This window comes from Burkholderia anthina (assembly GCF_902498995.1).
Taxonomy (GTDB): Bacteria; Pseudomonadota; Gammaproteobacteria; order Burkholderiales; family Burkholderiaceae; genus Burkholderia; species Burkholderia anthina.
In genome coordinates, this window is the sequence record NZ_CABVLY010000008.1 from 1 (window position 1) to 26,390 (window position 26,390).

A 26,390-nucleotide genomic window follows, 5' to 3' on the forward strand; every position below is an offset into this window, starting at 1 on the left:
GTGACATCGCTGTCGACGTCGACGTCCACGGGTCTGTCGAGCGCGACGAGTTCGATTACGTCCTTGTCCACCTCGACTTCGACGGGCATTACGTCGCTGTCGACGGGTCTGTCGTCGACGGACAGCAACGTGACATCGCTGTCGACCTCGACGTCCACAGGCTTGTCGAGCGCGACAAGTTCGATCACGTCACTGTCGACCTCGACTTCGACGGCGATCAATGCGGCGAAGACTCATTACTTCAGCGTGAACGACAACGGCACGCAGCAGGGCAACTACAACAACGACGGCGCGACCGGCATCAATGCGCTGGCGGCGGGTACGAATGCCACGGCGGCAGGTGCGAGCGCGGTGGCGGTCGGCGACGGTGCGACTGGCAGCGCGGCCGGTACGGTAGCAGTGGGTCAGAACGCAGTGGCGAACAACGCCGGTGATGTGGCGCTGGGCGCGAACTCGGTGACGGCGGCGGCGAATCCAACGGCCTCGGGCACGGTGGGCGGCACGACCTACAACTACGCGGGTGCGACGCCGACGAGCGTGGTGAGCGTGGGTGCACCAGGCGCTGAACGTCAGATCACGAACGTCGCAGCCGGTCAGGTGACGGCGACGAGCACGGATGCGATCAACGGTTCGCAACTGTTCGCGACGAACACGGCGATCGACAGCCTGTCGACGTCCACGTCCACGGGTCTGTCGAGCGCGACGAGTTCGATCACGTCCTTGTCCACCTCGACTTCGACCGGCATTACGTCGCTGTCGACGGGTCTGTCGTCGACGGACAGCAACGTGGCGTCGTTGTCGACCTCGACATCCACGGGCTTGTCGAGCGCGGCGAGTTCGATTACCTCCTTGTCCACCTCGACCTCGACGGGCATCGCGTCGCTGTCGACGGGTCTGTCGTCAACGGACAGCACCGTCTCGTCCCTGTCGACTTCGACGTCGACCGGATTGTCGACGACGAACAGCAGCGTCGCGTCGTTGTCGACTTCCACGTCGACCGCGATCAGCGCGGCGAAGACGCACTATTACAGCGTGAACGACAACGGCACGCAGCAAGGCAACTACAACAACGACGGCGCGACCGGCATCAACGCACTGGCAGCCGGCACGAACGCCACGGCGGCGGGCGCCAGCGCAGTCGCGATCGGTGACGGCGCGACCGGCAGCGCGGCCGGTACGGTAGCAGCGGGTCAGAACGCAGTAGCGAACAACGCCGGTGACGTGGCGTTGGGTTCGAACTCGGTGACGGCGGCGGCGAATCCGACGGCCTCGGGCACGGTGGGCGGCACGACCTACAACTACGCGGGTGCGACGCCGACGAGCGTGGTGAGCGTGGGCGCACCGGGCGCGGAACGCCAGATCACGAACGTGGCAGCGGGTCAGGTGACGGCAACCAGCACGGATGCAATCAACGGTTCGCAGCTGTTCGCGACGAACACGGCGATCGACAGTCTGTCGACGTCGACGTCCACGGGTCTGTCGAGTACAACGAGTTCGATAGCGTCGCTGTCGACCTCGACCTCGACGGGTATCGGCTCGCTGTCGACGGGTCTGTCGACGACGGACAGCAACGTTGCATCGCTGTCCACGTCGACGTCGACCGGCATCGGTTCGTTGTCGACCGGGTTGTCGACGACCGACAGTAGCGTTGCATCGCTGTCGACTTCCACGTCGACTGCGGTCAACGCGGCGAAGACGCACTATTACAGCGTGAACGACAACGGCACGCAGCAGGGCAACTACGATAACGACGGCGCGACCGGCATCAACGCTCTGGCGGCCGGGACCAACGCCACGGCGGCAGGTGCGAGTGCGGTGGCGGTGGGCGACGGCGCGAACGCGAACTCTGACGGCGCGGTGGCAATCGGCCAGAACGCGATGGCCACGGGCGGTCAGGCCGTATCGATCGGCGTGGGCAACACGGCGAGCGGTGACGGCGCGGTGGCGATCGGCGATCCGAACGTCGCGACGGGCACGGGTGCGGTGGCGATGGGCGCGAACAACACGGCGAACGGTCAAGGCGCGGTGTCGCTGGGCAACGCGAACGTCGCGACGGGCCAGGGTTCTGTCGCGTTGGGCAACACGTCGTCGGCGAACGCAGCGGGTTCGATCGCGCTTGGTTCGAACGCGGTGGCGAACAACGCGAACGACGTGGCACTGGGTTCGAATTCGATGACGGCGGCGCCGAACCCGACATCGTCGAGCACGATCGGTGGCACGACCTACACGTTTGCCGGCGGCACGCCGACGAGCGTGGTGAGCGTGGGCGCGCCGGGCGCGGAACGCCAGGTCACGAACGTGGCGGCGGGTCAGGTGACGGCGACGAGCACGGACGCGATCAACGGCTCGCAACTGTTCGCGACGAACACGGCGATCGACAGCCTGTCGACCTCCTCGTCGACCGGCCTGTCGAGCGCGACGAGTTCGATCGCGTCGCTGTCCACGTCGACCTCGACCGGCATCGGTTCGCTGTCGACCTCGATGTCGACGGGCCTGTCGAGTGCCACCAGCTCGATCGCGTCGCTGTCCACGTCGACGTCGACTGGCATCGGCTCGCTGTCGACCGGCCTGTCGACGACGAACAGCAACGTGGCCTCGCTGTCGACCTCGACGTCGACGGGCCTGTCAAGCGCGACGAGCACGATCACGTCGTTGTCCACGTCGACTTCGTCGAGCATCAGTTCGCTGTCGACGTCGACCTCGACCGCGATCAACGGAGCGAAGACGCACTACTACAGCGTGAATGACAACGGCACGCAGCAAGGCAACTACAACAACGACGGCGCGACCGGCATCAATGCGCTGGCGGCCGGCACCAACGCAACGGCGGCGGGTGCGAGCGCGGTGGCGGTCGGCGACGGCGCGAACGCCAGTGCGGCCGGTGCGGTGGCCGTGGGTCAGAACGCGGTGGCGAGCAACGCCGGCGACGTCGCGCTGGGCGCGAACTCGGTAACGGCGGCGGCGAATCCGACCGCATCGGGCACGGTCAACGGCGCGAGCTACGCCTACGCCGGCGTGACGCCGACAAGCGTGGTGAGCGTGGGTGCGCCGGGCGCGGAGCGCCAGATCACCAACGTCGCTGCGGGCCGCGTGTCGGCGACGAGCACCGACGCGGTGAACGGGTCACAGTTGTATGCGACCAATCAGGCGGTCGACAACCTGGGCAATACGGTCGACAACATCGAGAACGGCGGCGGGATCAAGTACTTCCACGCGAACTCGACGTTGCCGGACAGCCAGGCGCTCGGCGCGGACAGCGTGGCGATCGGGCCGAACGCGATCGCCGCCAACGCGGGCGACGTGGCGCTCGGCGCGGGCTCGGTGACGGCGGCGGCGAATCCGACCGCGTCGGGCACGATCGGCGGCGTGACGTACAGCTACGCCGGCGCGAATCCGACGAGCGTGGTGAGCATCGGTGCGCCGGGCGCAGAGCGGCAGATCACCAACGTGGCAGCGGGTCAGGTGTCGTCGACGAGCACCGACGCGGTGAACGGTTCGCAACTGAACACGGCGTTCCAGGCGATCAACAGCCTGTCGACGTCGACGCTGTCGAACATCGCGTCGCTGTCGACCAGCGAGGGCGGGAATAGCTCGCTGATCACGTCGCTGTCGACGACCATCAGCCGGCTGTCGACCACGGCTATCGCGAACGGCTCGCACTACTACAGCGTGAACGACGGCAGCGCGCAGCAAGGCAACTACGACAACAGCGGCGCGACCGGTTCGAACGCGATGGCGCTCGGCCCGAACGCGACGGCGTCCGGCGCGAACGGGCTGGCGCTCGGTAACGGGGCGAACGCCGGCGCGGACGGCGGCACGGTGATCGGCGCGAACGCACTGGTGTCGGGCAGCAACGGAACGGCGCTCGGCACGGGCGCCACGGCGGCGGCGGCCGGTTCGGTCGCGCTGGGGGCGAACTCGGTGGCGAGCGAGGCGAACACGGTGTCGGTCGGTGCGCCGGGTAGCGAGCGGCGCATCACCAACGTCGCGGCGGGCGTCAATCCGACCGATGCGGTGAACGTGTCGCAACTGGGCGCGGTGCAGCAGGACGTCAATAACGTGGCGCGCAAGGCCTACGCGGGTGTCGCGGCGGCCACGGCGTTGACGATGATTCCGGAAGTCGATGCCGGCAAGACGCTGGCGGTCGGGATCGGCGGGGCGAGCTACCAGGGCTATAGCGCGGTCGCGTTCGGCTTCACGGCACGGCTGTCGGAGAACCTCAAGCTGAAGGGCGGGGTGAGCGGCGGCAGCGCGGGGTACACGTACGGAGCCGGGATCGGCTATCAGTGGTAACGCGCGATGCGGCGCGTCCGGGCTCGAGCGGTCCGGGCGCGCTGCCGATCGAGGCGCGTATCGCCTCTCCGAAAGGGCATTAAGTTTGAAAGGTTCGATCATGACTACAGGAAGAACTGGATTGCTGTTCGCCGCCATGCTGCTGGCGGGATGCACGGCCGCGTCGGGACCGACGTACAACGCGTACTCGGTGGCGCTGCCCGGCGGAGCGCAGGCCTATCGCGTGACTTGCCACGGCCTGCTGGAAGGGCCGGGCGCCTGCCGAAAGGAGGCGGCGTCGATCTGCAAGGATCAACCCGTCACGATGCTCGAAACGCAGTCGGGGCTCGGGGCGACATCCGGCGGCAATCCCGACGACCGTTCCGTGCTGTTCCGCTGCGGCGCGCCGGCGGTCGCGGCGGCACCGGTCGCACCGGCCGAGCCGGCGCCGCTTCCCGAGCCGCCGGCCGTGACAGTGCTCGACGCCGATGCGAACTTCGATACCGGTCGCGCGGACCTGAAGCCTGCGGCGCGGGCGCGCCTCGATCGATTGATCGAGGCGTCTCGCGGCGCGACGATCCGCACCGTGACGGTCGGCGGCTATACGGATTCGGTCGGATCGGACGACTACAACGTCGGTCTTTCCGAGCGGCGCGCCCGCGCGGTCGGCGCGTATCTGCAGGCGCACGGGCTGAATGCGGGGCGGTTCGTCAGCCGTGGTTACGGCAAGGCCGATCCGGTCGATTCGAACGAGACGGCGGCCGGTCGCGCGCGCAACCGGCGCGTCGAGGTGCGGCTGGACGCCGACCGGCCCTAGTGTTTCCAGGCCGCTCGTCGGCTATCGCGCCGGTGCGCTTTCCCCCGTTGCGCATCGCGCGGGACGGGCGGCCGTGGCAGGCCGCCACGTGAGCGTGGCGGCTCTTTTTCATGCGAGGTATCCCGGCCGGCACCGGAGCGGCGCAATGCGGCCCGCATGTGCCGAGTCAGGCGTCGGGAACTGCGGGCAGAACGGAAAGGAACATGACGATCAACGGGACGGCCGCGCGGGCCGCGTATCGGGCACCGCTGCGGGCAGCGCTGCTGGCGGCGGTGCTGGCCGGATGCGCGACGGCGCTGCTGGCGCGGGCCCAGGGGCTTGAATCGCTGCCGCCGCGCGGGTCGGCGGCGGTGGTTCCAGGCGCCCCGGTGCCCGCGACGGGTGCCACCGTGCTGGCCCGCGCGGCGCAGGCGGTGGGCATCCGCCGCTGCTATCCGGCGGTGGACCAGGTATCGGCCCGGATGCTCGCGGGCACGCAGCACGCCGATGTCGCGCTGGACTGGGACCGGCAGGACCCGGACGGCGAAGCTTTCTTCGCGCTCGCGGGCCTCGGCTATGCGGACACATCCGCCGTGCTGTCGTTGACGACGGTGCCGGCGCCCGCGGGTGGCTGCACGATTCTCGTCGAACGCGTGTCGAGCGCGTCGTTGCCATGCAAGGCGGTGGCTGCGGCGGAATTGCGCGACTACAAGGGGACGCCGCTGGTGAGGGCCGTCACCGTCTACGTCAATCCCGGCCGGCCGCGGGAAACGGTGACACTGGTGGATGCGCCGCCAGCGTGCCTGATCATCCGGCGTCAGGTGCGGTTCCGGTGGGGCGCCGGCCAGTGATCGCGGGAGCGGTGCATGCGTGCGCCTTCGCTGCGCGAGCGCGGTATCCGACGGAAAAGAATCGTATCGAGGAACGTGCCATGAAGTCCTATAGCGAATTGCTGGAGCAATTGGACCTGTTGAGGAGGGAGATCGATATCGCGCGCGAATACGAGGCTCGGCGCATTGCGCAAAGGGTGCTCGAAGTGCTCGCGGAAAACGGCGTGAATGTCCGGGAACTGGCTTCGCCGCCGTTGCGTAGCGGGCGGCGGGTGGCGAGGCCAGAACCGAAATACTGGAATCCGGAAACCGGTGCGACCTGGGCGGGGCGCGGCCGCAGACCGCTGTGGCTGGTCGGAGACAACCTCGAGCGCTACCTGATCCACCCGCTCGACGAACGCATCGAGTCGAAGTCGTGAATTCACTGAAAATACGAAATAAAAATGACAATAAAATTGAGCCAGTACTGTAGAAAAACAATCTATCGCACTATCTGGTTGTTTCCAGAGGATTATATCGGTGTTTATCTGCATGCGGAAAACAGAGGTTCTGCGTGCCGGAAACTGGCGATTCTTTCCGACTGCATTCTGAATCATTCGACCGAAAGTCTCGATATCGCTTCGGTTTATTCCTACGAGGAATTGGTGGCCGCTGGCGTGAGCGAGGATCCCGACCTGCGCATCTTCGAAATGTCTCGACGAAGCAGCCGGGTAATCCGGTGGGTCGAGCGACCGTTGTTCCTGAGCGTCGATCAGTCGCTGCTCGGAAAATGGGTGTCGCTCAACGTCGGCAGGGCGATGTCGGCCGCAATGGGATTGAAACGGTGAGTTCCGGCATGCTGCGCTGAAAGGCATTCTCCAGATTGTGAGGAAAGGTTGAAAAACTTTAAGATTTTTTTATAAAAAGCACTTATTTAATTCGGGTTGGTGATTATTGGTATTTTTAGCACCCCATATGCTGATCGTGTGGATCATTGCGGACCTGGAATATTCGATCGCGTCGGGCGTCGGCCGCGTCCGCCATGTGTCCCGCATGCCGTTGCCATGCACCGTCGTACAAGAGCCTGAGAGACAGTGATGTCATTCGACCGGAGAGGCCATGAAGATCGGTTATGCACGCGTATCAACGGATGAGCAGCACCTGGATTTGCAGTTGTCGGCATTGAGGAATTACGGTTGCGTCGAAATTTTTTCCGATCAGGGCATCTCGGGCGCCAGTTTCGACCGGCCGGGCCTGCGCGAGGCGCTGGATGTCGCGACGACCGGCAATACGCTGGTCGTCTGGCGGCTGGATCGGCTGGGGCGGTCGCTGAGCCATCTCCTGGCCGTGGTCGGTCAATTGGGCGAAACGGGCGTCGAGTTCGTTTCGCTCACGGAAAGCATCGATACGCATTCGCCGGTTGGCCGTTTCACCTTTCACATGATTGCCGCGCTGGCGGAATTCGAACGCTCGCTGATCAGCGAGCGAACCCGGGCCGGTCTCGCGAGCGCTCGACAGCGCGGCAGCAAACCCGGCCGTCCGTACGCGTTGTCGTCGGCCGAACGCGAACGGGCGCGTTCGCTGCTCGCCACGCATTCGGAGGCGGAAGTGGCCGATCTTCTGCGCGTTCATGTGAGGACATTGCGGCGTCATCTGAACAAGGATCGTCTAGCGGGATGCGCGCCGTCGGCAAGGTGTCAGGGCTGATGCGCCGGCCGGGAATCCGAACCACTGGACGTCGTAGCCAAGCGGCTTGACGCGTGTGCGCGCGTTGCGCTTGAGGATCGATGGCAGGCGGGCCTTTTGGCAGCCGATGCGCACGATCTGGTCGGCGCCCCCTGCGCGAAAGCCGACGAGGCCGCGGCGGCGCAGGGAATCCGGCGGGTGAAACGAATCATCGAACGCACCGCATGCGAAACGCTTTCCGGGGAACGGCCGGGATTGTCGCGCTGCTCGGCTGGCGGAGTCGTCGCATGGGTGATCGCCGCGGGCCTATGCTTTGTCGCCGTCGTCTTGCGTGCCCGACTGCCGCGCGGCCTCGTCGCTCAGCTTCTTGTCGAGAATCGTCGCGACGCGGCCGCCGAGATAGGCGCTGGCCGCGGTCTCGAGCGCGCGGTTCGTCTCGCCTTCGACGAACACGGCCGCGAGCGGGCGCAGCCGCCAGATCGCATCGACGAGCGCGGGCACGTCGTTGACCGGCGGCAGCGTGCCTTCGTCGTAACGGTCGAGCCGCTTCACGACCAGATCGACGAGCAGCCGCGCGATCGCGTCGAAATGCGGCCGCGCGAGGCTGATCACGTCGAGCAGTTCGCGCGGCGGGATGCCTTCCTTCGTCATCGCGGCCGCCGCTTCGAGCAGCGCGGGGCTCTTCGCGACGAACGACAGGCCGCGGCGTTCGAGCAGCCCGAGCTCGGTCACGCGCGACAGTTGCGACGCCGTCTGCGGGCCGAACATCTGCGCGAGCGCGGCGAGCGAATAGGTTTTCGGCCGCTCGTGCGACCAGCGGCCGCCGATCGCGTTTTCCAGGCCGAGGATCGAGCGCAGGTCGTGACCTTCGTCGATCGCCATGATCAGATCCTGGATGTTCGACAGCGTGTAGCCGCGCGCGAGCAGATGGTTGATCAGCTTCAGCCGCGCGACGTGCGTGTCGTCGTAGATGCCGACGCGCCCGCGCTTTTCGGGCGGCGCGAGCAGCCCGCGATCCTGGTAGGCACGGACGTTGCGTACGGTCGTGTCGGACACGCGCGCGAGCTCGTCGACCGTGTACTCGTTGCGGGCATCCGCAGCGGCCTCGTCGGTAGGGGTTGGAGTCTGTTTGGACATGCGGCCATTCTAGCGCGACGCGACAGGCTCGCGCGAGGCTGCGCGTAGCCGGCCATGCGGCCGCCGCATTCGGACATCCAGGTGGCGATACATGCCGCGAGGCCGGCCCAGTTTGACTCGAGGCTGCATGTGCGGCGAAGCCATTCATTGTCTGTGACCGCATGCTGCAATGCGATGCGGCGACAGGCATCGGCCTATCGCCCGCGTAATTTGCCAACGCTTTTCGCGGAGTTGCCGGCTGATGTCGTCGCCCCGCTCGGGCGTTGCGCATCAACGCACTTCATCGCCGAATTGCTCGAACGAGCATCCGTGTCGACCGCTTCGCGTCGTGCGGCCGGCAATGCCAAATCGGGGAAAATCAGAATACAAAAGTGTCGACACTATAGTAGCCTGAAGACGCTTGCCGACGCCGCTCCGGGGTGGCGAGGGGACGTGTGCAGCGACGGGCGCGTGCCCGGAGTCGTTGTAAGCATCGGGGAGCCCGCCACGCCGGGATTTCGGCGCCCGTTCCGGCTCCGGCTGCAATCCGGCATATCGACGTTTTTATTGACACGAATTTTTTTGGTCTAAATTGTCGACACTTGTGTAGTTTGAATTCCACCGTTAAAAGGGGCGTCACCATGAAGTTTGCAAAGGAGTTGTGCATGAGCGCTGCTGCGAGCGCGTTGCTTTCTATTGCGACTGCGTCAGTCGCGCAAACGGTCTCGCTGGGCGCGGTGCTGCCGCTCACGGGGGCGAGCGCGTCCGTGGGCGACGACCAGCGACGGGGAATCGAGTTGGCCGTCGAGCAGATCAACGCGAGGAAAGGCGTACTGGGCAAAAAGCTTCAGGTCATTGTCGAAGACTCGGGCGGTACCGCCGCAACGGCGCTGAGTTCGGCGCGCAAGCTGGTCTCGGTGAACAAAGTCCCGGTCGTGCTGGGCGAGTTCTCGTCGGGTATCACGATTCCGGTGGGGGAATACGTGGTCCAGCAAGGTGACGTGCATATCAATATCGGCTCATCGAGCCCGGGCATCCGGAAAATCGGCGAGGGCTCATTCAGCGTCATCGGACTCGACGATCTTTCCGCAAAGTTCGCGGCCGGTGACGTATTCGCGCAGAACCTCAAGAACGTCGCATTCATTGCGCCGAACAATTCATATGGGCAGGGTGTGGCCTCGGAGTTCAAGAAGCGCTTCGAGTCGCTCGGCGGCAAGGTGTCGTCGGTCGTGCTCTACAGCGAAGGGCAATCCACCTATCGGCGCGAACTGCAGCAGATGTCGCGTTCGTCGCCGCAGGCTTACGTTTACAGCGCCTACGGACAAGAAGCCGCGACCATCAATCGCGAAGCCTACGAGCTCGGGCTCGGCAAGAAGACGTGGTACGGCATCTACCTCACGATGTGTACGAGCGACACCGTATCGCAAGCTGCGCAAGGGCAAGAAGGGCTCGAAGTCGCCTCGATCGGCGAAGGCGGAAAGGCCTATGAGCAGGCTTATCGCGAGAAGTACAAGGAAGCGCCCAAGTCATCGTTCGGCAGCTATGCCTACGACGGTGTGATGCTTGCCGCGGCGGCAATCAACAAGGCGGGTTCGGCTGAACCGGCCAGGATTAGAGCGTCCATGAAAGCTGTTGTGCCGTACAGCGGCGTGACCGGCACGATTGCATTCGACGATGCGGGGCAAAGAAAAGAGCAACCGTACGACAAGGTGAAATTCGATACCAAGGTCGTTTCCCGCTAAGCTCCGCCGCGCTGTCCGGCAGCGCGGCCGTCTCAGGAGATTCGCCATGCTTCAATTCATCGTCGACGTCCTCATACGAACGTCGGACATCATGCTGGTCGCGGTGGGCCTTAGTGTCGTGTACTCGCTGGTCAAGTTTCCGAACGTCGCGCACGTTCAATATGCAATGGTGGGAGCGTTCGCCACGCTAGGTCTCACGCGCACCGGGCTGCCGTTCCCGATTGCACTCGTCGGCGCGTGTATCGCAACCGGTGTTGTCGCGGTTTTGCTGAACGTTCTCGTGTTTCGGCGCCTTCTACGCTCCGGCAGCTCCATCGCCATGATTGGCTCGCTCGCCATTTCAATGATCGGCATCGCAGTCGTCCTGGGTGTCGCCGGCTCGCGTCCTTTCCGGTACTCCATGGGACTGTCGAGTCCCGTCACGCTCGGCTCGACGGTCGTCTCGGTCGACCAGATAACGTCGATTGCGTGCGGCTTCGGCTGCGTCGCGTTGCTCGCCATGCTGCTTTTCAAAACCGGTGTCGGGCGCTCCATGCGTGCCATGTCGTCGAATCCGGCACTTGCGGCAGCCACCGGCGTTGACGGCGCGCGGGTTGTCAATGGCATCACTTTCCTGAGCGGTGCTTTGGCGGCCTTGGGGGGAACGATGTTGGGGCTGACGGAGACAGTGCACGTCGGACTGGGGACGAACCTGCTGCTCCCGGTGTTCGCCGCAGCCATCCTCGGCGGCCTGGGTAATCCGCTCGGAGCGGCAGCCGGTGCGCTGCTGATTTCCGTCGCCGAGACGCTCGTCACCAACCTCGACTTCGGCTGGATGTTCGGAACGTCGGACGTATACGTGCCCGTGACATACATTAGCGCGGCTTCATTCCTGATTTTGCTCGTGGCGCTGATGTTCAAGCCGTACGGAATCTTCGACAGGGAGGTGCGCCGTGTCTAGTTTCATTCTTCACGTCGCAACGCTTGGCTGCATCTACGGGTTGCTCGCGTTGGCGCTCAATCTCCAGGCCGGATTCGCCGGACTCCTGAACTTCGGCTTCGTGGCCTTCGCAGGCGTGGGCGCCTATGCGTCGGCCATCGTGTCGTCGTTCGGTTATCCCGTGCCGGCAGGCATGCTCGTCGGCGCGGCCGTTGCGATGGTCGTCGGGTTCGCGATGGCGCGGCTGGGGCGAAATCTCGCGTCGGACTACTGGGCCATCGCCACGCTTGCCGTTGCGGAGCTGATTCGTACAGTCGCGCTCAACGAGAACTGGCTGACAGGCGGCGCCCAAGGTATCAGCGGCGTACCGGCGCTCTTCAAAAGTGCGTCCGGCGTCCAGAGCGACGTCGGGTTCCTCCTGTTTGCGCTTGCAACGGTCGCAGTCGCGCTTCTTGCCTGTGTTCGACTCACGCGCGGCCGCTTCGGTCGGGCCATCAGGCTGATGCGGGAAGAACCCGCGCTCGCGACCAGTCTCGGTTATCAACTTGTACCGCTCAAGGTCAAGGCGACAATGACAAGCGCGGTGATAGCGTCGGTAGGCGGCTCATTACTGGCGCATTACATGAGCTTCGTCGGGCCGGACTACATGCTCGCTTCAGAGACGTTCGTCATCTGGACGATGGTCATGATTGGCGGCCTCGGCAACAACCTTGGCGTGATCCTCGGGGCGTTCCTTGTCGAAGTCATCTATAGCGCTGTTCCGTTCGCAAAAGACTACCTCGACATCGGCAGCGACATTGCCGGCGCCGTACGGCTCGGAACGATTGGCTTCATCCTGCTTGCCTGTCTCCTGGTTCGGCCAGGCGGCCTGCTTCCCGAAAGAATCCGGAGCGCTACATGAACACGATGCTTCGTCTGCACGACGTTCACAAGTCCTTTGGCGGCAACACCGTGCTGACAGGACTCAATTTCAATGTTCAAGCGGGGGAAATCGTAGGGCTGCTCGGTCCGAACGGGTGCGGCAAGAGCACGGTGCTCAACATCATCACCGGGTACTGTCCTGTCGATAAGGGCATCGTCGAAGTCCGGGGGGAACCCGTCAACGGCATGTCTTCGCATCGCATTGCCGCCAAGGGCGTGCGCCGAACGTTCCAGTTGCCGTCGATGCCCACCCGCATGACGGTCGAAGAAGTCGTGATGGCTGCGTCGATTCAGAAGCACGGACTGCTCAGCACGCTGTTACGGTCGGGCGCGACGCGCAGACTCGAGCGCGAAACCCGCGAGCGAGCACGACATCTTCTCGAAGAACTCTTGCTCGTGAAGGTCGCGGATCTTCCGGCGGCGTCTATCTCCGGTGGTCAGAAGAAGTTGCTCGGCATCGCCTGCGCGATGATGGAGCAGCCAGCCCTGCTTTTGCTCGACGAGCCAATGGCCGGCGTTCATCCCAATTTGCGTGCCGAGCTCGTATCGACGCTCAAGCGAATCAACGGGCAAGGCATCACGCTCGTCGTCATCGAGCATGACATGCACTTTATCGCGCAGACGTGCAGCCGTTGCGTCGTGCTGGACAAGGGCAAGACGGTGGCGGATTGTCTGCCGTCCGAGCTTGAGCGTCACGAGAGCGTTGTCGAGGCGTATCTCGGCAAGAAGCCGAGCGGCCAGTATCGGATTGCGGGGGTGGCCGCATGATCGCCGTCAACAACGTGGTCGCCGGCTACACGCGCGATGTCGACATTCTTCGTGGTATTTCAATCACCGCGAAGGAACTGGAAATTGTCACCATCCTCGGCCCGAACGGCTGCGGAAAATCGACGCTGCTCAAGACCGTTGCCGGCTTCCTGCTTCCGCGCGAGGGCACTGTCACGCTGGACGAGCGGAACATCGGCCAGGTTCCGGTGTTCAAGAAGGTCAGAAAGCACGACATTGGCTTCGTTCCTCAAACCGATAACGTCTTCGGGGCGCTTTCGGTCTGGGAGAACTTGATGCTCGGCGGTCAGTTCATGCCCGATCATGACAAGAAGCAGCGCCTCGAGGCGTTATGTGACGCGTATCCCGTCCTCAGGCGTAAGCTCCGCGCACGCGCATCCAGCCTGTCGGGCGGCGAGCGCCAAATCCTTTCGCTTGCCCGTGCCCTCATGCCGCGTCCGCGCTTTCTGCTCCTCGACGAACCGTCGGCCGGCCTGTCTCCGAAGATGCTCGTCGAGGTCTTCGACGCCATCGTCAAATTGCGGGACGCCGAGCGCATCGGCGTGTTGATGGTGGAGCAGAACGCGACGGAGGCGCTCCGCATCTCCGACCGGACCTATGTGCTTTCCATGGGGCAGGTCGCGCTCGAGGGCAAGGCGTCGGCGCTGCTCGAGAGCGACGAGATGCGTCGGCTCTACCTCGGCGGCCGTTCGCATTGACGTTGCCGTATATCCGGTGGTGTCGCTTCGGATCCGATGCGGCGCCACCGTCTTCATTCGGGGGCCGCGATGTCCGGCGACTTTGTCGTTAGCGCCTTGATGAGCAATCGCGCGCCGGGTGAAAGGGGCGCACCCTGTCGTGTCACGAGCTCGTAGGGTTCGCTGCGGGATGTCACGGGTAGTGCGAGCTTGCAGGCCCATCCTTGTCCAGTACAGAAGTTCGCCACGGTGACCGGCAGCATCGCGACGCATGCCGGATTGGTTTGCAGGAGCGACATCGTCGTGAATGCAGACGTGGTCTCGACGAGATGGACCGGCATCCGCAGTCCCGCGTCGTGGAACTCCCGCTCGAGCAGCCGGCGAATCGGCATGTTGGCGCGGTAGGCGATCCAGTGAGCGCCTTCGAGGTCGGCCAGCGTCAACTGTTCCGCTCGCGCAAGGCGATGCGCCACGCTCGCGATGACGGCCAGCGTTTCTTCTTGGACCACCGTAGTCGCGTACAGCTCCGGAGAGCGGCTGACGCTCGTTCGACAAAGCGCCAGGTCGATTCTGCCCTCGTCCAGCAGACCCAACAGCGTCGCGCTGGTGTCTTCGAGCACCTCGATGGACATCTGAGGTTGCTCGGCGAGGAGGCAGTTGACGGCATCGGTGAGAAATGGAACCGCACCCATGATGGTTCCGGCCGACACGCGGCCGCCGTAGCCGCGGAGAACGTCGACAAGCTCGTCGCGCAGATGCGCCATATCCGACTGGAACAGGCGCGCGTAGCGAACAAGACAATGGCCGGCGGCATTGGGTTCCAGGCCACGATTGGTGCGGACGAACAACTCGACGCCGAAGATGGATTCGATTTCGCGCAGCGCCTTGCTCGCACCCGGCTGAGACATGGACACCTCGCGTGCCGCATTCAGCAGCGAGCCGTGGTCGCCCAGGGCTGCAAGCAATCGAAGTTGCCTTGCATGCAGGCGTCCGACTATCGAATTGAGCGAGGGAATCATCTGGGTTGCCTTGCAGCTATACCGCTATCCCGAAGTTTCATTATTCAGGGGCTAACGGTCTTCTTATACTGAGTGGGTGCATTCATAAGTGTACACACTCTGACGATATTTTGAGGCCGGACGAACCGAATCGACACACCGGGACACTGCGCGACAAGCCGCGGAGATAGCCCTGGTATCCGTCAGCAACGACTGTCGGAGCCGCACCGGAGACAAGTTGATGCCCCCCAAAACACGCCGCTTGCAGCGAATTCAGACACTTGCCGTCGCCTTCCTCGTGATGGCAGGCCTCGTGAACGATCTCGACCGAAGTACGCTTTCGATCGCGAACCGGTCCATCGCGCACGAGCTGAATCTCTCCGCGACCCGGATGGGGCTGCTTCTTTCCGCATCGCTTGCGTACGCGTTTTCACAGCTTCCCGTCGGCACGATGCCCGACCGCTTTGGGGCACGCGTGATGCCGGGCCTGGGCAGGTTCGCGTGGCTACCCGGAGCGCTTTCTGAGCGGCACGTGCTCTTCACCGAGGAACACATCCTGGAAGCTGGATATGTCGGACTCCCGTTCGACGAACACGGCAAATGGAACTGGAAAGCGCAAATGAGCGAAGGTTTTGCCTGGAAGGAGCAATCGTGACACTACGTAAAGTAACGCTCGACGACAAGTTCACGCTCGACGAGGGGCGTATTTTCCTGACAGGCGTTCAGGCACTCGTCAGGCTGCCCATGATGCAGCACCGCCGTGACAAGGCTAACGGCTTGAACACCGCCGGATACATCTCGGGATACCGCGGCTCGCCGCTCGGCACCTACGACGCTGAACTGGGCAAAGCGAAGAAGTTTCTCGCCGAAGCCAACGTCGTGTTCGTTCCCGGTGTAAACGAGGATCTTGCGGCTTCGGCGGTCTGGGGCAGTCAGCAGGCCGAACTGGCCGGTGAAGGCAAATACGATGGCGTTTTCGGAATCTGGTACGGCAAAGGGCCGGGCGTTGACCGAAGCGGTGACGCCTTCCGCCACGCCAACCTGGCGGGTAGCTCGAAGCACGGCGGCGTGCTGCTGCTGATGGGCGACGACCACACCTGCGAGTCGTCGACCACTTGCCACCAGTCCGAATTCGCGCTGGTCGATGCGTCCATTCCCGTTCTGAGCCCTGGCGGCGTACAGGAAATCCTGGACTACGGCCTGTATGGATGGGCGTTGTCCCGGTATTCCGGGTGCTGGGTCGGGCTCAAATGCGTCAAGGACACGGCAGACGCGTCGGCGGTAATCGACGTCGATCTCGATCGCGTGACGCCGGTGGTTCCCGAGGGCGTGCCGATGCCTGCGGAGGGGCTCAATGTCCGTCAGCCGGATACGCCGCAAGAACAGGAATTCCGTCTGTACAACTACAAGCTCGACGCGGTTCGCGCTTTCGTTCGCGCCAACGGTCTCGACCGGGTGACCCTGGGTAAGCCGGGGGCGCGTATCGGTATCGTGACCCACGGTAAAAGCTATCTGGATCTCTTGCAGGCGATCGACGACCTCGAGATTGCCGAGGCCGAACTCGAGTCGATGGGCGTGGCCATTTACAAGGTCGCCTGTACGTGGCCACTCGAACCCGAAGGGCTGCGCGAGTTTGCCGCCGGCCTCGACTTGCTCATGGTCGTCGAGGAAAAGCGGAGCCTGCTGGAATTTCAGATCAAGGACTGCCTGTACCGGGAGCCCAACGCTCCGGTCGTCATCGGCAAGCAGGACGAGCACGGCAAGAAGCTGTTCCCCGTCGAGATGTCACTGAACTCCCTGCAGGTTGCGATCGCGCTGGGGCAACGGCTCGCGCAGCGTACGGGCAACATGCGCATCGCGGAACGCGTTGCCTTTCTCACGGCGTTGAGCAAAGTCGAATTCGCCCCCGAGGCCATGCTGCGCAGCTTCTACTTCTGCAGCGGTTGTCCCCACAATTCGTCGACCGTCATCCCGGAAGGCAGCAAGGCTTACGCCGGTATCGGGTGCAGCTGGATGGCGCAGACGATGGATCGCAACACGCTGGGTTACACCCAGATGGGCGCCGAGGGCATGGCATGGGTCGGCGAGGCACCGTTCTCCAAGCGGCGGCACATGTTCCAGAACATGGGCGACGGGACGTATTTTCACTCGGGGCTGCTGGCCGTCCGTGCCGCCGTGGCGGCAAAAACCAATATTACGTTCAAGATTCTCTACAACGATGCAGTGGCAATGACCGGCGGTCAGCGCCACGACGGTACCCTCGATCCGATGACCATCACGACCCAGGTTCATGCTGAAGGCGTGAATCGGATTGCCGTCGTGACCGATGACCCCGGCAAGTACCCGGCCGATGCCGGCTGGGCCAGGGGCGTCACGATTCATCACCGTGCCGAGTTGCAGAAGGTGCAGGAAGAACTTCGGGACATCCCGGGCGTGACGGTGCTCGTCTATGACCAGACCTGCGCCGCGGAGAAGCGCCGGCGTCGCAAGCGGAAACAGTTCCCCGACCCGCCCAAGCGTCTTGTCATCAATGACCTCGTCTGCGAGGGCTGCGGCGATTGCGGGATCAAGTCCAACTGCGTTTCCCTCTTGCCGCTCGAGACAGAATTCGGCCGCAAGCGCGAAATCGACCAGTCTGCCTGCAATAAGGACTACTCATGCAACAACGGCTTCTGTCCGAGCTTCGTCACCGTGCATGGGGGCAGCTTGCGCAAGACCGGAGCCGTCGAACCGCACGTCGACCTGTTCCCGGCTCTCGTCGAGCCGCGACTTCCGTCTCTCGACAATGGCGTGTATTCCATCATCGTGACGGGCGTGGGCGGCACGGGCGTCGTGACGATCGGCGCGATCCTGGGCATGGCCGCGCACCTCGAGGGCAAGGCTTGCGGGATTCTGGACATGGCAGGTCTTGCCCAGAAGGGCGGTTCGGTGTGGTCGCATCTTCGATTCGGGAAGCGTCCCGCGGATATCAAAGCCATCCGGATTGCAGCAGGCGGAGCCGATGCGGTTCTCGGCTGCGACATGGTCGTGGCGGCGAGCCGCAAGACGCTGGCCACAACGCGCAAGGGTTCGACGCGCATGCTCGTGAACACGCATGAAGTCATGACCGGCGAGTTCACGCGTCATCCTGACCTGAAGTTTCCGGCCTCGGCGTTGCGCGATGGAATGACGCAAGCCGTCGGCAGCGACGGCGTCGAATTCGTGGACGCGACGAAATACGCAATGAACATTTTCGGCGACACGATTGCCGGAAACATGTTCATGCTGGGTTACGCCTATCAGCGTGGCCTCATCCCTATTCGCTCGGAGGCGATCGATGCGGCCATCGAGTTGAACGGCGCAGGCGTGAAGATGAACAAGGCGGCGTTCCTCTGGGGGCGGCGTGCCGCGCTGTCTCCCGGTTCGGCGGAGCGGGCATGGGCGGCTGCCAAACCGGTTCGCGAGTCGCTTCGCCTGTCGACGTCGCTCGACGAGCTTGTCGAGCGCAAGGCGAGATTCCTGACGGATTACCAAAACGCGGCATATGGCGACCGTTTCCGAAAGCTGGTGAACCGTGTTCGCGACTGGGAACGCGGTGTCATGCCGCATGAAGAGTCCGTCACGCGCGCGGTTGCCGATGGCTACTTCAAGGTCCTTGCCTACAAGGACGAATACGAGGTCGCGCGTTTGCATGCGTCGCCGGAGTTCGTTGAAAGCCTCAGGCAACAGTTCGAAGGCGACTTTCGCATTGCGTTCAACCTGGCGCCGCCACTGCTTGCCAGGCGGGATGACGTGACGGGGGAGCCGCGCAAAAAGGAGTACGGCGCGTGGATGCTGCCTGCATTCCGGTTGCTCGCGAAGCTCAAGATCCTGCGCGGCACGCCGTTCGACCCCTTCGGCTACACGGCGGAGCGCAAGATGGAGCGCGGGCTGATCGCGCGCTACGAGCAAACAGTCGACGAGATTCTTCGTCACGGCAGCTCACGCAACTATCGATTCGCGCTTCGGGCCGCGACGATGGTCGAGAAGCTTCGTGGCTACGGGCACGTCAAGGAGCGCAACCTGAAGGCTATCGACGCCGAATGGGCGAGTGCCGTTGCCCAGTTGTCGAAACCGTCCGTCATCGAACTGAAGCAGGTTGCCTGATTCACGGCGATGCGGAACAGCGATGCGATTCGGATTTCGAGCGGGGCTGACGTCTCTGGACGGGCACGCGCAAGCGTGCCCGTTCTTGAGCAACCGGCAGGGTTATTGCGAGAAGAGCCTGACGACGCCGGCGTCCACCACTTTGGCAATCTCTTCCATCCGCCACGTAATGTGCGTCTCGGTCAGTTCCCGGCACCGCTTCGCATCACGCGCCTCGATCGCGTCAAGAATTTCGAGATGCTCGGCGAAGGCATCGTGTCCGCGTTGTTCAAGATCGATCCAGCGGACGAAGTGGATGCGCGCGTTGATGCCATACATGGTACGGACCATCTCGTTATTGCCCGACAGGGCGACCAGACGGACGTGGAATTCTTCGTCGCGCGAGACCAGCTGAGCGGCGGGGGCCTGCGTCTTGTTCTTCATCGTGTCCTTCCAGAACTTCCGCAGTGCCTTCACGTCCTTGAGGTCCGCGCGTTCGACGGCGAGTTGCACGGCAGAGGCTTCAATGCTCCGGCGAAGCTCGAAAAGGTCGAAGATGTCCTGGCGGTTCAATTCCCGGACGAAGAATCCCCGATTGGGGACGAACGTCAGGAGGTTTTCGGCGACGAGTCGATTCAGCGCTTCGCGAAGCGGTGTTCGGCTTACGTCAAATTTCTCCGACAGTTCCAGCTCGTTTACGCGCTCGCCCGGCCGAATGGTGTATAGAACCGCCATCTCCTTGAGATGCTCGTACAAGTCGTTGACGGTAAGTCCCGCCCGCTTTGGCGCGTTGGTTTCCCGGACACGCGGTTTCGAATCCCTGATGAGGGAAGAGTAGCCTGCCATTGTGGGTTTCCTTCCTGATGCACGCGGCACCTTGGGTTATTCCGAAGACCTGCCATGCTCTCGACAGCGACTGTTCGGGACGGGTCGCTTCGTCGAGGGGCGCCGCCTCGACGGTCGGGCGCGCTTCCCGTGCCGCTCCCTTCTGAAGGGTATCCATGGCAGCCGGAAAGTGTCGGCAATGCTGTATTCTATACCAGGCACCCGGGGCGCCGCCGGATACGCTTCCGTCCATCAAACGGCCTGCGGATACCGGTTTCGCGGCCAGGTTCGAGCCGTGTTCGCATCATGCCTGATGACATCCGCCGCCCTCGATGCCGACCGCGGATGATTGGGGCCTTCTCGCTGGAACTTCTCGCGGTGACCGGTGGAACTGCCGAACGCCGATGTCCCGTCGACGGCAGGGCTGTTTCCGGCGGCGGCCGGACTCTTTGCGACGCCATAGCGGCTAGGCGAGCAGCCCGTCCATGGGAATTTCCGGCGTCCGCCGTGCTATCAGGTCAGCCGTAATGCGCGCGGACCCATGGGACATGGTCCAGCCGATATGTCCGTGGCCCGTGTTCAGGAACAGGTTCGCGTATTTCTTCTGTCCGAAGAACGGCAGATTGTTCGGCGTCATGGGCCGTAACCCCGCCCACATCTCCGCGCGGTCGTAGTTGCCGCCGTCCGGATAGAGTTCTTGCGTGACCCGCTTCATGAATGCGAAGTCCGAAGGCTTGTGCGACGTATCGTACCCGGCAAACTCTGCCGTCGCCGTTACTCGAATCCTGTCCCCGAAGCGCGATATGGCAACCAGATTGTGTTCGTCAACGACAGCGACATTCGGCGCATGAGCATGTTCCTCGATAGGGATCGTCAACGAATAGCCCTTCACGGGATAGATCGGCAAGTGGACGCCAACTTGCCGGCCCAGGATGGGGCTGTAGCTACCGAGGGCCAGCACGTATACGTCGCCTTTGAGCACCCCCTTGTCTGTTCTGACGCCGGCAATTTGCTCTCCGGCAACCTCCAGGCCGCGAATGCTCGTTCCAGTCAGGAGGGTCGCGCCGCGGGAGACAATGATGTCGGCAAGCGAGCGCGTGAACTTCGCCGGATCGCCCGTTTCGTCCGTCGGACAGTAAATCGCACCCGCAATCTCGTCTTTGGCGGCGCGGAGCGAGGGGTCGAGCGACACGACCTCTTCCCGGTTCAGCACTTTGATGACCTGGCCGTCCGACTCGAGAAGTTTCATCTGGGCGACACCTCGGTCCAATGCTTCCTGGCTGCGATGGAAGTAGACGATGCCGCGGTCGTTGCGGTCGTAGGAGACGTTCTCCGTCGCGATGACGCTCTGTAACACGGATTGCGAATATGCCGCCAGTCGATGCTTGAGCAGGGTGTTGCGGCGCGCCTTTTCCGCGCTGCATTCCATCAGAAAAAGCCACGACCACGAATAAAGCCTGGGGTCCGCCGAGAATTTGAACCGAAGGGCCTGGTCCTTCAGTAACAACGACTTCGCCAGAATCATCGGCGCCTTTGGCGACGACCAAACGAAGGAGTGCCCCGGGGCGACCATGCCCGCGTTTCCCCAACTCGTTTCCCCGGCAACAACGGGTTGCCGGTCAACGACCGTGACATCGTGACCATCTTTCTGAAGCTGATAGGCGGTCGTGACGCCAACCACACCGCCGCCGAGCACAATGACCTTCATGACGTCCTCAATGTGAATCGTGGAATGACTTCATACCGCGGCGACCGCCTTTGACGGGACCACCTTATCGTCCCGAGGGTTGCGCGCGGCATAAGTGTAGACACTACTGTATATTAATTGCAAAAAAAGCTGTGGCGCGAGGTGAAATTTTTCCGTTGGGGCTTTCCTTGAATGTGTCGATAAAAGTGTCGACAATTGTGTGTGATATGCGCTAGTCTAATCGCACTTTGACACCAACTGAAGGAGGATTTATGCAAATCAGGCGATACGAGAGCGGCAAGCGGATGAGCATGGCGGTCGTGTACAACGGCTTCGTTTTTGTGGCCGGTCAGGTCGCTGACGATCCGAGTCAGGACGTGAAGGGGCAGACTACGCAGATCCTCGCGAAGATCGACAAGTTGCTTGAGCAAGTCGGGGCCGACAAGACGAAGATCCTCTCCGCAAACATCTGGCTTGCCGACTACACGACATTCAACGAGATGAACGAAGTGTGGGATGCCTGGGTTCCCGAGGGCGACGCTCCGGCCCGTGCCTGTGTCGAATCGAAGCTCGCTTTTCCTCAGTACACGGTTGAAATCGGCGTCATCTCCGCGGTCTGATTGCTGGACTCAAGGAACGGCCTGAACCCTTCAAGCACAACCAGCCGTCGACATAAAGAGGCAAAGACATGGAAACTCTCGAAGACGCGGAGCGCTATGCGAAGCTCGATTTCGCCCTTGATGCCGGTATCTCCGACCGGGCCGCAATCGGCCTGGTCGTCCTCGCAACTGACCATACGATCGAGTATGAATGGCGCAAGCTCCTGTCGATCGACGGGGTCGGATTCTACGAAAGCCGAATCGTGAATTCGGCGGAAATCACGCCGGAGACGTTGAGGGAAATGGACGACCGGATTGCGCCGGGGGTTGCAGTGATTCGGCCTGGCGAGCGGCTCGATGTGGTGGCGTTCGGTTGTACGTCCGCATCGATGGTTCTCGGGGAGGACCGGGTCATTGCCCGCATCAGGGAATCCCGGCCAAACGCAGCGTGCACCACACCTATCACCGCCGCCCGGGTCGCGTTGAACTCGCTGGGAGCGAAGCGTGTCGCGCTGCTGACGCCGTACATGCGGACCATCAACGAATCGATGCGCGACTACCTGGTGAATCGCGGCATCAACGTCGTCCGGATGGGGTCATTCGAGCATTCGGACGATAACGAAGTGGCGCGCATCGACGCGCAGTCAGTTCGCAACGCCATCCTGGCACTGGGCCGACACGAGGACGTGGATGCGGTCTTCGTCTCTTGTACGTCGTTGCGCTTGGCCGACCAGGCGGCGCTCATCGAGGGCGAGCTTGGCAAACCGGTGACCTCCAGCAATCACGCAATGGCATGGCATGCGCTACGCCTCGCGGGCGTCAAAGACGAGTTGCCGCAGTTTGGCCGGCTTTTCGCCATTCAGAACGCGCAGTAAAGATCTGATCCGCAACGCAAGTGCGGCCGTCCTGCGAGAGACGGCCGCACTTGCGTTGCGCCCGCTTCGCTGTTGATTCGCGGCTTCTCCAATCCCCGTCGAACGCACACGCTGTTCGCGTGGCGCCGGCCGATGGTTGCCGATCTGAGATCGAGGGCGCAATTTGCGATGCATCGCAACCGTACGGCGACCGCGGTTTGCTGAGTTGTGTTGGATGGACGGCTGGCCGTGCATTGCCACTGGGGCCACTGGGCCGGTGCAAAAGACGGAAGGCCGGACCTAGCCGGGGCGCCCGGACTTCCGCTTCGGCCGGGCTATTTACGCGGCGTTATACCCGCCGTCCACGAAGAGGACCGTGCCGGTTACATAGGAAGACGCGTCGCTGGCGAGATAAATGTACGCGCCGCCGAATTCCCCAACTTCGCCACGGCGGGCCATCGGAGTGCGCGCCATCGCACGCTGCTGATAAGGCGACGAGGAACTGTTGTCGACGCCGTCCATGAAGTTGTTGATGTAGCCCGGTGCGACTGCATTCACACGAACCCCGCGCGGCGCCCATTCCACCGCCATGGTTCTGACGAGCTGGTCGATACCGCCTTTCGATGCGGCATAGGGCGTGAGCCCGGAGATACCCGAGCTGCCCGCAATCGACGACGTCATGACGATGCTTCCTCTGCCGGCGGAAAGCATCGCCTTGGCAGCGTACTTCGCGCAGAAGTAGGCGCCCTTGAGGTTCACATCAAGAATCTGGTCCCATTCGTGGCTTTCGTAGTCTTCGGCGGGTTTGATTTTGTCTACTCCCGCATTGCAGATCATCGTATCAATGCGACCGAACTTCTGAACGGTCTGCTCTACGAGCGCGGCACACGCATTCGGGTCCGATACATCGGCGACCACGGTCGAGATGTCAAGACCGTCCGCCGCCAATTCAGCCTGCGCGGCCGAGAGCTCCCGTGCGTCGTACGAGCCGATGACGACGTGTGCCCCGCGTTCCGCGAACATTCGTGCGAGTCCTTTGCCGAGCCCGCGGCTCGCTCCGCTGATGCAAACCACCTGGTCCTTGACCGCAAAAATATCGTCGGCTGCCATTTCAATCCTCGTCAATAATCGGCCCCTGTGAAAACAGAGGGGGGGTAAAGTGTCGACAGTAGTGTCGTACATGCGAGGTGTCAATCAAAATCGCCGTGGCTACGGCTATCGCAGGACTCACGTGCTGTTGCGGCGGGAGGGCTGCTTCGCCAACCACACGGGCATCCGGTGTCTGTACAGCAACGCGGGGTTGAGTGTTCGGAAGAGATGCGAGGCGTACCCGCATCCATCACCATGGTCGGCGGGCCGGGGTTCGTTGGTCCGGATGTATGGCGCTACGAAGCAGGCGTCGTGCTGTCGTTCATTCGGCCCGGCAAGCCGGTGGAGAGCGTCTCCATCGAGCGCTTCAACGGGCGGTTCCGCGACGCATGCCTGAACGAGCGTGGGCTCGTGCGGTGGCGGCCCGCCTACAGATGGCCGTCCGCCGCGCGGACCGCGTCCGCGATCGCGTCGGCGACGCGTTGCACGCGCGGCGACCGGCGTACGTCCGGGTGGACGACCAGCCAGATCTCGCGCTCGACGTCGCAGCGCGGCGCGGCGGTCAATTCGACGAGCGGAGCGGGCGCCGACAACGACGCAGCGACTGTGTGGGGCGCGTCCGTATTCGCGTCCGCATCCGTGTCCGACGCGGGATCGTCGACGAGAAAGCGCGGCAGCAACGCGATGCCCGCGCCGGCCACGCATGCGCGATGCAGCGCGGCCAGATCGTTCGCGATGAACGCGAAGCGGCGGCCGGCCGCAAAGCGTTCGAGCCACTGCTGCTGCGGCATTTGCGCGAGCGCATCGTCGTAGCCGAGAAACGCCCATGTGTCGGGCGATGCGGCGGCCCATTCAGGCGATGCGCACAGCGCGAAGCGCATCGTGCCGAGCCGGCGCGCGGCCAGCCCCGGCTCGCTCGGCCGCGACAGACGCACCGCGAGGTCCGCTTCGCGCGCGTACAGGTTCGCCGCGTGCATCTCGCCCATCAGGTCGATCCGCAGCGCCGGCCATGCACGCTGCGCACGGGCGAGCCGCGGGGCGAGGAAGTGACTCGCGAACACCGGCGACGCCGATACGCGCACGACGCCGTCGAGCGTCGCCGCGCCCTGGGCGGCGCGCGCGAACGCATGCACGTCGGCTTCGACGCGCGCCGCATGCTCGGCAAGCTGCAGCCCTTCGTCGGTCGGCGGCCAGCCGCGCGGCAATCGGTCGAACAGCCGGATGCCGAGCGCGGACTCCAGCGCGTCGACGCGCCGCGCGACGGTCGAATGCTGGACCTGCAGCGCCCGGGCGGCGGCCGACAGGCTGCCGCCGCGCATTACCGCGAGGAAATAGCGCAAGTCGTCCCAGCTCATCGGCAATGGGGATGCCGCAACGGGATCTGGATCGGTCGAATTTTGCACAGTAGATGGGCGCGTAGCGGGAATTCCGATTGATTATGCACGATGGGATGATCGTGTCACTTCATTCGATTGCGAGGACGTCATGACCCAGACTGTGACTGCCACCCGGATCGGGATCGACCGTTATGGCGACGCCGGCGTGCTGCGCCGCGTCGATGCGCCCGCGGGTTTGCCGGGCGCCGGCGAGGTCCGGATTCGCCAGACCGCCGTCGGCGTGAATTTCGTCGACATCTATTTCCGGACGGGCGCGCATCCGTTGCCGGCGCTGCCGGAGGCGCTCGGCGTCGAAGCGGCCGGCGTGGTCGACGCGGTCGGGCCCGGCGTGACGGATCTCGTCGCGGGGCAGCGAGTTGCATATGCGGGATTGCCGACCGGCAGCTACGCGAGCGTGCGCACGCTGCCTGCCGAGCGCGTGGTGCCCGTGCCCGACGGCGTGAGCGACGATGCGGCCGCCGCCGCGCTGCTGAAAGGGATCACCGTCTACATGCTGCTGCACCGTGTGCGGCAGGTCGGCGCCGGCGATACCGTGCTCGTGCATGCGGCGGCCGGCGGCGTCGGGCTGCTGGCGACGCAGTGGGCGCGCTCGCTCGGCGCGCGGGTGATCGGCACGGTCGGCTCGGCCGCGAAGGCGGCGCTGGTGCGCGCGCATGGCGCCGATGCGGTGATCGATTATCGCGAGGCGGATTTCGTCGCGGCGGCGCGCGCGTTCGGCGGCGGCGCGGGCGTCGACTATGCGATCGACGGGATCGGCGGCGACGTACTGACGCGCACGCTCGGCGCGGTGCGGCCGTTCGGAATGGTCGCGAGCATCGGGCAGGTCGCCGCGATCGGCGCGCGGCACACGATCGATCTCGACGAACTCGGGCCGGCGCGCTCGATCGCGCTCGCTCGGCCGAGCGTGCTCGGCTTCATCGCGCGCGACGTCGCCGGGTATCGGGCAGCGGCGCGCGCGACGCTCGAACGGCTCGCGGGCGGGATGCACGTGGAGGTCGGCGCGCGGCTGCCGCTGGAGCAGGCGGCCGATGCGCACCGGATGCTGGAGTCGCGCAAGACGACGGGGGCGGTGGTGCTGGTGCCGTGACGGCGGGTGGCGCGGCGGGCGCCGCG

21 protein-coding genes and 3 pseudogenes are annotated in these 26,390 nt (G+C 63.8%); 17 read left to right on the plus strand and 7 right to left on the minus strand.

The genetic code is table 11. The annotated features are described in order from the left end of the window. The 6 genes from BME24068_RS12350 to BME24068_RS12375 all read left to right on the plus strand — a co-directional run. The coding region (locus BME24068_RS12350) for a YadA family autotransporter adhesin (protein ID WP_425322063.1) at positions 1-4,293 on the plus strand (4,293 nt) is incomplete at its 5' end. An 85-nt stretch (positions 4,294-4,378) separates the two neighbouring features. Next, positions 4,379-5,089, plus strand: coding sequence for an OmpA family protein (locus BME24068_RS12355; RefSeq protein WP_338138614.1), 711 nt, complete (start codon positions 4,379-4,381; stop codon positions 5,087-5,089). Between the two features lie 203 nt (positions 5,090-5,292). Then, positions 5,293-5,919, plus strand: coding sequence for a hypothetical protein (locus BME24068_RS12360; protein WP_096499965.1), 627 nt, complete (start codon positions 5,293-5,295; stop codon positions 5,917-5,919). An 80-nt stretch (positions 5,920-5,999) separates the two neighbouring features. Next, positions 6,000-6,317 carry an H-NS histone family protein gene (locus BME24068_RS12365; RefSeq protein ID WP_096499963.1) on the plus strand — a complete coding sequence of 106 codons (318 nt, stop codon included), beginning with the start codon at positions 6,000-6,002 and terminating at the stop codon, positions 6,315-6,317. Between the two features lie 24 nt (positions 6,318-6,341). Then, positions 6,342-6,725 (plus strand): hypothetical protein, encoded by a 384-nt coding sequence (locus BME24068_RS12370; protein ID WP_096499961.1) that lies wholly within the window; start codon positions 6,342-6,344, stop codon positions 6,723-6,725. A 271-nt stretch (positions 6,726-6,996) separates the two neighbouring features. Continuing rightward, on the plus strand, positions 6,997-7,584 hold the full coding sequence (locus BME24068_RS12375; protein ID WP_096499959.1) for a recombinase family protein: 588 nt from the start codon (positions 6,997-6,999) through the stop codon (positions 7,582-7,584). Here BME24068_RS12375 and BME24068_RS35375 read toward each other — a convergent pair. Then, positions 7,576-7,775: pseudogene (locus tag BME24068_RS35375) on the minus strand (aliphatic sulfonate ABC transporter substrate-binding protein); the annotation flags it as partial. The gene BME24068_RS12375 and the pseudogene BME24068_RS35375 sit on opposite strands and share 9 nt — an antisense overlap. Positions 7,776-7,869: 94 nt before the next feature. Beyond that, entirely contained in the window at positions 7,870-8,700 is an 831-nt protein-coding gene (locus BME24068_RS12380) for a MerR family transcriptional regulator (RefSeq protein ID WP_096499957.1), read from the minus strand. A 644-nt stretch (positions 8,701-9,344) separates the two neighbouring features. Here BME24068_RS12380 and BME24068_RS12385 point away from each other — a divergent pair. Genes BME24068_RS12385 through BME24068_RS12405 form a run of 5 tightly spaced genes read left to right on the plus strand, consistent with a single transcriptional unit; the run spans position 9,345 to position 13,745 of the window. Continuing rightward, positions 9,345-10,421 (plus strand): ABC transporter substrate-binding protein, encoded by a 1,077-nt coding sequence (locus BME24068_RS12385; RefSeq protein ID WP_096499955.1) that lies wholly within the window; start codon positions 9,345-9,347, stop codon positions 10,419-10,421. A gap of 46 nt (positions 10,422-10,467) precedes the next feature. Then, positions 10,468-11,361 carry a branched-chain amino acid ABC transporter permease gene (locus BME24068_RS12390; RefSeq protein ID WP_096499953.1) on the plus strand — a complete coding sequence of 298 codons (894 nt, stop codon included), beginning with the start codon at positions 10,468-10,470 and terminating at the stop codon, positions 11,359-11,361. Next, on the plus strand, positions 11,354-12,241 hold the full coding sequence (locus BME24068_RS12395) for a branched-chain amino acid ABC transporter permease (RefSeq protein ID WP_096499951.1): 888 nt from the start codon (positions 11,354-11,356) through the stop codon (positions 12,239-12,241). Before BME24068_RS12390 ends, BME24068_RS12395 begins: the two co-directional genes overlap by 8 nt. Then, on the plus strand, positions 12,238-13,029 hold the full coding sequence (locus tag BME24068_RS12400) for an ABC transporter ATP-binding protein (protein ID WP_096499949.1): 792 nt from the start codon (positions 12,238-12,240) through the stop codon (positions 13,027-13,029). The genes BME24068_RS12395 and BME24068_RS12400 overlap by 4 nt, the downstream gene beginning before the upstream one ends. Further along, on the plus strand, positions 13,026-13,745 hold the full coding sequence (locus BME24068_RS12405) for an ABC transporter ATP-binding protein (protein WP_174926232.1): 720 nt from the start codon (positions 13,026-13,028) through the stop codon (positions 13,743-13,745). The genes BME24068_RS12400 and BME24068_RS12405 overlap by 4 nt, the downstream gene beginning before the upstream one ends. 53 nt (positions 13,746-13,798) lie before the next feature. On the opposite strand, the gene BME24068_RS12410 is transcribed toward BME24068_RS12405, so the two are convergent. After that, complete coding sequence (locus tag BME24068_RS12410) at positions 13,799-14,743, minus strand: LysR family transcriptional regulator (protein WP_174926233.1); 945 nt, start codon at positions 14,741-14,743, stop codon at positions 13,799-13,801. A gap of 220 nt (positions 14,744-14,963) precedes the next feature. Here BME24068_RS12410 and BME24068_RS12415 point away from each other — a divergent pair. Further along, a pseudogene (locus BME24068_RS12415) lies at positions 14,964-15,227 on the plus strand (MFS transporter); the annotation flags it as partial. A 95-nt stretch (positions 15,228-15,322) separates the two neighbouring features. Continuing rightward, on the plus strand, positions 15,323-18,847 hold the full coding sequence (locus tag BME24068_RS12420; protein WP_174926234.1) for an indolepyruvate ferredoxin oxidoreductase family protein: 3,525 nt from the start codon (positions 15,323-15,325) through the stop codon (positions 18,845-18,847). Positions 18,848-18,949: 102 nt separating this feature from the next. On the opposite strand, the gene BME24068_RS12425 is transcribed toward BME24068_RS12420, so the two are convergent. Then, positions 18,950-19,672 carry a GntR family transcriptional regulator gene (locus BME24068_RS12425; RefSeq protein WP_174926235.1) on the minus strand — a complete coding sequence of 241 codons (723 nt, stop codon included), beginning with the start codon at positions 19,670-19,672 and terminating at the stop codon, positions 18,950-18,952. A gap of 445 nt (positions 19,673-20,117) precedes the next feature. Beyond that, positions 20,118-21,359, minus strand: a complete 1,242-nt coding sequence (locus tag BME24068_RS12430) for a D-amino acid dehydrogenase (protein WP_174926236.1) — start codon at positions 21,357-21,359, stop codon at positions 20,118-20,120. A 251-nt stretch (positions 21,360-21,610) separates the two neighbouring features. Between BME24068_RS12430 and BME24068_RS12435 the strand changes: the two genes are divergently transcribed. Together BME24068_RS12435 and BME24068_RS12440 are read left to right on the plus strand one after the other, a co-directional pair. Further along, the gene (locus BME24068_RS12435) at positions 21,611-21,958 is read left to right on the plus strand and encodes a RidA family protein (RefSeq protein ID WP_174926237.1); all 348 of its coding nucleotides are present in this window, start codon (positions 21,611-21,613) and stop codon (positions 21,956-21,958) included. A 68-nt stretch (positions 21,959-22,026) separates the two neighbouring features. Then, the gene (locus BME24068_RS12440; RefSeq protein WP_174926238.1) at positions 22,027-22,812 is read left to right on the plus strand and encodes a maleate cis-trans isomerase family protein; all 786 of its coding nucleotides are present in this window, start codon (positions 22,027-22,029) and stop codon (positions 22,810-22,812) included. A gap of 318 nt (positions 22,813-23,130) precedes the next feature. On the opposite strand, the gene BME24068_RS12445 is transcribed toward BME24068_RS12440, so the two are convergent. Next, a complete protein-coding gene (locus BME24068_RS12445; protein ID WP_174926239.1) occupies positions 23,131-23,901 on the minus strand; it encodes an SDR family NAD(P)-dependent oxidoreductase in 771 nt (256 codons plus the stop codon). Positions 23,902-24,135: 234 nt separating this feature from the next. Here BME24068_RS12445 and BME24068_RS12450 point away from each other — a divergent pair. Further along, positions 24,136-24,276: pseudogene (locus BME24068_RS12450) on the plus strand (integrase core domain-containing protein); the annotation flags it as partial. Positions 24,277-24,308: 32 nt separating this feature from the next. On the opposite strand, the gene BME24068_RS12455 reads toward BME24068_RS12450, so the two are convergent. Continuing rightward, positions 24,309-25,235 (minus strand): LysR family transcriptional regulator, encoded by a 927-nt coding sequence (locus BME24068_RS12455; protein ID WP_174926240.1) that lies wholly within the window; start codon positions 25,233-25,235, stop codon positions 24,309-24,311. A 130-nt stretch (positions 25,236-25,365) separates the two neighbouring features. Here BME24068_RS12455 and BME24068_RS12460 point away from each other — a divergent pair, with 130 nt between their 5' ends. Beyond that, positions 25,366-26,364, plus strand: a complete 999-nt coding sequence (locus BME24068_RS12460) for a quinone oxidoreductase family protein (RefSeq protein ID WP_174926241.1) — start codon at positions 25,366-25,368, stop codon at positions 26,362-26,364. Positions 26,365-26,390 lie beyond the last annotated feature (26 nt).